We start from the raw sequence: 6,931 nt of genomic DNA, 5'->3' as shown, positions 1-6,931 counted from the left end.
CCAGCATTTTTATCACCCCACACCATTATACCGCATTCCCTTTCCTTATACGAGAAAAAGACCACCGATAGGTGGCCTTTTTCGACAGGCTGAAACGGCTCTCTGACCGCATTGTCAGAGAGCCGTTTTTCTTGTGGAGTCAAGTGAGTCAGGAGTCGCTGCATACATGGATTACCACATTGCCGGCATGGTCCACGTCAGCGGCGGTGCGAATGGCGGTTTCCAACTGGTCCAGCGGAAACTCGTGAGTGATGATGGATTCCAGATCCCAGCGGCCACAGGTCATGATATGCTGAACATCCCATACATCCTGCGGCATGTATCCACCGGAGCCGATGATGCTCTGTTGGGCGTAGGTCATGTGAAGCAGATCGATGGTGCGCGGCGCATTGTTTACCCCCACACTCACAAAACGGCTTTCGATCTTGCCCGAGCGGAGAAAATCCTCCAGAATGGACGGAGCTCCCGCCGCGTCCAGCCAGCAGTCGATGTTTGCGGTTTGTCCGGACAGCGAGGGCGCAGTGCCGAAATAATCCAGTGCACGGGCCCTGAAATCCTCCCGTGCGGGATTGCATACGGCAAAGCCCAGTCTTTTGGCAAGATTCAGTCGGAAGTCCGAAAAATCGCAGAGCATGACCCGGGCCATCCCAAAATAGGAGAAGGCAGCGGCTGCTGCAATGCCAATGGTGCCGCAGCCGAATACCACTGCAAACTGGCCGGAAAGGTAGCGGCCTTCACCGGCGGGAATCATGCCGCGTCTGGCCGCCCGACAACCCACGGTGAAGGGTTCAATCAGGCTTGCCAGCCGGTCGGAAATGCGCTCGTCCACCGGATAAAGGCTCACATTGCGCCGGGCCTGTGGTACGAGAATGTATTCGGAAAATCCACCCAGCGTTCCCGCACGGGACGGATCATTCTTTGCACACAGCGGGTAGGGGTATACCCGTTCCCCGATGGTGAAATCTGTGACCAGATTTCCGATTTTGACCACTCGGGAAACCGTTTCGTGGCCAAATTCACCGCCCACAGTCACTTTATGTCCGGTACCGGGTCCGCCGAAAAAGACGGCGGTGTCGGTACCGCAGACACTGGAGTAAATGTTTTGGATCAACACATCCCGCTCTCCTATCTCGGGGAGGGGAAGCTCTTTCAGTTGGATCTGTTCTTTTCCTTCGTAGATTGCTGCTTTCATGGTGTTCCTCTCTGTGTGCCGGGCCGGGCCACACACTGCTGCATGATGGCGCAGATTTTCTGAATGGAGTCCGCGCAGTCGTTTTGAAGCCACTGGTCTACAATGGCCATCAGGCCGTGGATGTAAAAGGTCATCAGGTATTCCCGGTTTTCCTCCGGAACATGGAATTGCTCCAGAATGGGGGAAAACACATGGCGGAACATCCGCTGGTATACCTTGTCCAGCCGCAGAACGGCGGATTGCTCCATGGCAGTGCAAAACAGCCGTTTGTTATGTGCGATATAGCTCAGATAGGGCTCCAGATATTCCGGCGTGACGAAATAGGCCCGCCCGGCGGAAAGCGGCGTATTGCTGGCTGCAAAGGGTTCGGTGCGCTGGCGCATGTGGTCCAGAAAGCGTTCGGTCATATACTGCACACTCTCGGCCAACAGATCGCCGATGGTCTCGTAATGCAGATAAAAGGTGGATCGGTTTACCCCGGCCTGCTGGCAGATTTCTTTAACGGTGATGTAAGGCAGGTCCTTCTTTTCTAGCAGAGCCAGAAGGGCTTCGTCCATTCGGGCTGCGGTGCTGAAATATTTGCTTTCCGCTTTATTCAAGAAATTGTATCTCCTTTGCCTGCGGGCGAGGCCCGGCTGTTTTGGTTTATGCTTCGCTTATCTCTTTTGCCAATTCCATAATTTCGAAGGCATATTTCTGCTTGCCTTTGGCCAGCAGACGTCTGTAAAGTGGGTAGTTAAGGCCCATTCCGACCAGCCCGGCAAGACCGATCAGCACGCCCAGCACAAACATGGCGGTGCTGCCGCTGCCGATGATCCGCATGGAAAGGCACATGCCCACGCCGGTGATCAGGGCGGCGACGATGCCTAGAGAATAAGTGAAAACGGTTGCGGGCAGTTTGGCCCGGGCATCCAGTTTGCGCAGAGCAATCACCTTGGAGTGATTTTTCGGCGCGTATTCGTTTGCCAGTTGTTCTGCGTAAATTTTGTCGGTATTCATAGCACATTGGCCTCCTTTGTTTTATTGTACCAGCCCTGCGCAAAAGGCGGAACAACACGAACCAGCTGCCGTGTTGGGCAGTGGGGGAAATAAAAATACCGCAGAGGAAACCCTCTGCGGTATCTGGTCGGAGTGACGGGACTTGAACCCACGGCTTCCTGGTCCCGAACCAGGCGCGCTACCAGCTGCGCTACACCCCGATGTAAAAAATAGCAGCAGCGTGCGGGCTGCTGCTATTTCTGGTTGGAGAAGAAGGATTCGAACCCTCACAAACAGAGTCAGAGTCTGTCGTGCTACCCTTACACAATTCTCCAATATTTCTGCTCTCTTGGGCCGTGCCCTGAGTGCTTTATTATTATACCGTTGGCTTTTGTAAATGTCAACCCTTTTTTTGAAAAAATGAAAAAGAAAATCGGTGCGGGCCCAAACGAAGGCTTTTGGGCCCGCACCGGGAATTTTTCAGATGGGATAATATACGATCAGCCGGGATTCTTATCCAGATAATCCGCCGCGCTCAGCCCGGCGATCAGGCCTTCGCCCACCGCCTTGGCCACCTGCAAAGGAGCACCGGTCACATCGCCAGCTGCAAATACGCCGGGCAGGTTGGTGGCCATGGAACGATCCACCGGAACCGAGCCGTTCTCAATGGCCAGACCGGGCAGCAGGGTGTCCGGCGCGATGGCGCTGCGCAGGATGAACACACCGTCGAAAGCCTCCTGCTTGGGGCCGATCTGTGCCCACTGCACCACATCGCCGCCACCGACAGCCTTCAGGTTACCGGGAATGAAACGCACGCTCTCCCGCAGCTCCGGCGGCTGCTTGGCGGCAACAAAGCTTACCTGACAGCCGATGGAATCCAGAAAGTTTGCCTCGTGGGCCGCCTCTGGGGAAAGCCCCCAGACCAGCAGCTTTTTGCCCCGGTAGAGCATGCCGTCACAGGTGGCGCAATAGGAAACGCCACGGCCCAGAAATTCCGCCTCGCCTGGCACCGGCTTGGCCCGTGCAATGCCGCAGGCCAGAACGATGGTGCGGCTCTCCAGAATCTCGCCGTTGAAGTTGATCATGAAGCCATTGCCCATGGGCAGAATATTGGCCACACGGCCGGGCAGGGCCTGAATGCCCATGGCTGCTGCATGGGCGGAGAACTGGCGCAGCATTTCCTCGCCGGTTACGCCGGGCATGCCCAGATAATTGTCCACCTGTTCAGCCTTTGCCAGAAAGCCGGGTGCAGCGCCCAGAACCTGAACAGTCTTGCCCCGCTGGTGCAGATTGATGGCTGCCGAAAGCCCGGCGGGCCCGCCGCCGATCACGGCACAGTCAAATCGATCCATGAAGATCCTCCCTTGTGTGTAAACCGCCGTATCCGGTCAGGCCGGAAATGGCCCGGCGGCGGGAAAGCGGTGATGTTTTTCTTTATTATACCCGATTTCACACAAAGAGAAAAGGAATCTGGTCACAGACTCAGCTCAGGGTGGGTGCGCATATTTTTGGCGGGTGGCTGCTCCGCCCCGCAAATGCCGTTCCGCCTTGTTCCGTTCCAGCACCGTCTGCGCCCGGCGAAACAACTCCGGGTCCAGATGGCGCAAACGGGAGGTTACGTCCTTGTGAACGGTACTTTTTGAGATGCCGAAGCGGTTGGCTGCGGCACGCACAGTGGCGCCGGTGCAGGCAATGTATTCGCCCAGCAGCACGGCTCGCTCCTCCGGGTTGCCTTTCATAACTGCGCATTCCCCCACACATGAGTTTTATTTCATGTGTATGCGCGCCGCAAACCGGCTATGCGGGCGAAAAAATCCCCCGAGGGAGGTTTCTCCTTCGGGGGATTTGAAAGCTGTTTATTCCGGCTTGATCGGGCGCAGCATGCGGGTGGCATTCAGCACGGCCAGCACCATCACACCCACGTCCGCGAACACTGCCCACCACATGTTGGCGATGCCCACTGCGCCCAGAATCAGGCACAGGAACTTCACCGCCAGCGCGAACACAATGTTCTGGTACACAATGCGCCGGCACTTACGGGCAATGCGCAGGGCCAGCGGCAGTTTGGCGGGATCATCGTCCATCAGCACCACGTCCGCCGCTTCGATGGCTGCATCAGAACCCAGGCTGCCCATGGCGATGCCCACATCCGCCCGACGCAGCACCGGAGCGTCGTTGATGCCGTCGCCCACGAAGGCCAGCGTGGTATTGGGAGCCTTGGTGTTCAGCAGCTGCTCCAGCTTTTCCACCTTGTCACCGGGCAGCAGCTGGGCATGGTAATCGTCCAGCCCGAGGCGCCGGACCACCTGATGGGCGGCGGCTTCGGCATCGCCGGTGAGCATCACGGTGCGGATGCCCTGTCGCTTCAGGCTCTGGATGGCCTGAGCAGAGGTAGGCTTTTCCACGTCGCTGATCTGCAAAAAGCCTGCATAAGCTCCGTCGATGGCCAGATACACCACCGTTGCGCCCTCGGCGGGCTGGTTGCTTTGGGGGATCTGCACGCCCAGCTGCTCCATCAGGCGGGCGTTGCCCGCGGCCACCGGCACATCGTCCACCTGGGCGGTCAGGCCGTGACCGGCTTCCTCGTGTACCTGCCGGGTACGGCTGGAATCCACCGGCTTTCCCCAGGCGGCACGCAGACTCTGAGCGATGGGATGGCTGGACCAGCTTTCGGCAAGAGCAGCGGTTTCCAGCAGCGCTTCTTCCGTGAAACCCTCGGCAGGGAATACACCAGTCACCTGGAATACGCCCTGGGTCAGGGTACCGGTTTTGTCGAACACGATGGTTTTTACCTGCGCCAGAGCCTCCAGATAGTTGCCGCCCTTGATCAGAATACCGCTGCGGGAAGCACCGCCAATACCGCCGAAAAAGGTGAGCGGGATGCTGATGACCAGTGCGCAGGGGCAGCTGATGACCAGGAAAGTGAGCGCACGGCTTACCCAGACGCCCCACTGACCGGTGAACAGGCTGGGCAGAATGGCCAGCGCCGCCGCGCCGATGCAGACGGCGGGGGTGTAGTAGCGGGCGAATTTGGTGATGAAGTTTTCCGCCTTGGCTTTTTTCAGGCTGGAGTTTTCCACCAGCTCCAGAATGCGGGCCACGGTGGACTGACCGAAGGGCTTGGATACCTTTACCCGCAACACTTCATCCTGATTCACGCAGCCGGAGATCACGTCGTCGCCGGGGCTTACCCGGCGGGGGCGGCTTTCGCCGGTGAGGGCGCTGGTATTGATGGTGCCGCTGCCCTCCAGCACAACGCCGTCCAGAGGAATTTTCTCACCGGGTCGGATCAGGATCACGTCGCCTACGGCTACGATATCCGGATCCACCTGCTGCACGCCTTCGCTGGTTTCCAGATTGGCATAATCGGGTCGGATGTCCATAAGGGCAGCGATGTTTTTCCGGCTCTTGCCCACCGCGTAGCTCTGGAACAGCTCGCCGATCTGGTAGAACAGCATAACGGCGGCGGCTTCCCGGTATTCCTGCAAGGCCAGCGCACCCACGGTGGCGATGGCCATGAGAAAGTTCTCGTCAAAGATCTCGCCCTGCACCACGCCCAGGAACGCTTTGCGCAGTACATCGTAGCCAATAATCAGATAGGGAATGAGATACAGTGCCAGCTGTGCGTACCAGGGCAGGGGCACAAAGGCGCAGAGCACCCAAACCGCCGCCAGTGTCGCAACGGAAATCAGGATGCGGCGCAGCATGCGGGTCTGTTTTCTTGTCATAGATAACACCTCAAACCGGGCCAATAGCCCGTTTCTCTTGGGGCTTAGGGCGATACCGCACAATTCACGCCTAACGGTTCAGGCGGCGTATCACGCCAAAATTTTCCGGCGCGCTCCACCACCTGGAATTGTGTGGTATTGCCTTGGCCCCGGGTCAGAAATCGATGGCGAAATCCGGGTCGATGCGGCGGCCAACCCTGGCCACTTCCTTCAGAATGCGGGCAAATTCTGCCTCTTCCGCGTCGATGACCAGTTTCTGGGCCATAAAGCTGATGGCGGCGCTGTTCACGCCGGGAATCTGAGCCACGGCGGCTTCCACCTTGGCGGCACAGTTGGCACAATCCACTTCGATGCTGAATTTCTTTTGCATGATTCAAAACTCCTTTATGGTATATATTTTTATAATAAAGAAAGGAGGGGCTTATTCCTCCACATGCTCGGCGCCCATGGAGAGCATGGACCGCACATGGTCGTCGTCCAGCGAATAATAAACGGTTTTTCCTTCCCGGCGGAATTTGACCAGCTTGGACTGCTTTAAAATCCGCAGCTGGTGGCTCACTGCCGACTGGGAAAGCCCCAGAACCTGGGCGATATCGCCCACACACAGTTCGCTTTCAAACAGGGCGAACAGCACCTTGATGCGGGTGGAATCGCCAAAAACCTTGAACAGCTCGGCCAGATCATAAAGGAACTCATCGTCCGGCAGGTTGGCGCGCACGGTTTCCACCGCGTCCGGGTGAAAGAGCGGAGCTTCTGCGGCAGGATTTGCCCTGTGCTCCGCCGGATGCTCGTGGGGAGTCATATAAAATCACCTCATATATGAATAAGTGTTCATGTGTTAATTTTATTATAGCGTGCAGATTGGGGGCTGTCAATACTGCCTGTGTAAAATTCGCGGGGAAAATGGCAAAAGGGCCGCCCGAATGATCGGGCGGCCCTTTCAGCTTGTAGAAAAACCTGCTGTGACAATCAAGCCAGAGCAGGTTTTTTGCATGAAAAGTAAAAGAACAGAGAAAAAGGAAGAAGATTTCCT

General features: G+C 57.2%; 8 protein-coding genes and 2 tRNA genes. All 10 read right to left on the bottom strand.

All coding sequences use genetic code 11. From position 1 onward, the window contains the following. Positions 1-148 precede the first annotated feature (148 nt). On the bottom strand, positions 149-1,192 hold the full coding sequence (locus EDD77_RS17615) for a zinc-dependent alcohol dehydrogenase (protein WP_058967100.1): 1,044 nt from the start codon (positions 1,190-1,192) through the stop codon (positions 149-151). Further along, positions 1,189-1,791, bottom strand: a complete 603-nt coding sequence (locus tag EDD77_RS17610; RefSeq protein ID WP_058967099.1) for a TetR/AcrR family transcriptional regulator — start codon at positions 1,789-1,791, stop codon at positions 1,189-1,191. The genes EDD77_RS17615 and EDD77_RS17610 overlap by 4 nt, the downstream gene beginning before the upstream one ends. 46 nt (positions 1,792-1,837) lie before the next feature. Next, positions 1,838-2,191, bottom strand: a complete 354-nt coding sequence (locus EDD77_RS17605; RefSeq protein WP_058967098.1) for a hypothetical protein — start codon at positions 2,189-2,191, stop codon at positions 1,838-1,840. A 124-nt stretch (positions 2,192-2,315) separates the two neighbouring features. Further along, a tRNA-Pro gene (locus EDD77_RS17600) sits at positions 2,316-2,391 on the bottom strand. A gap of 40 nt (positions 2,392-2,431) precedes the next feature. Further along, positions 2,432-2,505: transfer RNA gene (locus tag EDD77_RS17595), tRNA-Gln, on the bottom strand. Positions 2,506-2,670: 165 nt separating this feature from the next. Further along, entirely contained in the window at positions 2,671-3,522 is an 852-nt protein-coding gene (locus tag EDD77_RS17590) for an NAD(P)/FAD-dependent oxidoreductase (protein WP_058967097.1), read from the bottom strand. Positions 3,523-3,657: 135 nt separating this feature from the next. Further along, complete coding sequence (locus EDD77_RS17585; protein WP_058967096.1) at positions 3,658-3,909, bottom strand: sporulation transcriptional regulator SpoIIID; 252 nt, start codon at positions 3,907-3,909, stop codon at positions 3,658-3,660. Positions 3,910-4,026: 117 nt separating this feature from the next. Next, positions 4,027-5,898, bottom strand: a complete 1,872-nt coding sequence (locus EDD77_RS17580; RefSeq protein WP_058967095.1) for a heavy metal translocating P-type ATPase — start codon at positions 5,896-5,898, stop codon at positions 4,027-4,029. Positions 5,899-6,052: 154 nt separating this feature from the next. Beyond that, positions 6,053-6,268 carry a cation transporter gene (locus tag EDD77_RS17575; RefSeq protein WP_058967094.1) on the bottom strand — a complete coding sequence of 72 codons (216 nt, stop codon included), beginning with the start codon at positions 6,266-6,268 and terminating at the stop codon, positions 6,053-6,055. Between the two features lie 51 nt (positions 6,269-6,319). After that, on the bottom strand, positions 6,320-6,700 hold the full coding sequence (locus EDD77_RS17570) for an ArsR/SmtB family transcription factor (protein ID WP_082669693.1): 381 nt from the start codon (positions 6,698-6,700) through the stop codon (positions 6,320-6,322). Positions 6,701-6,931 lie beyond the last annotated feature (231 nt).

Origin of the sequence: Allofournierella massiliensis (assembly GCF_004345265.1) — a bacterium.
GTDB classification, from domain to species: Bacteria; Bacillota; Clostridia; order Oscillospirales; family Ruminococcaceae; genus Allofournierella; species Allofournierella massiliensis.
The sequence above is the reverse complement of the archived record's forward strand: the minus strand, read 5'-3'. Positions and strand labels throughout refer to the sequence as shown.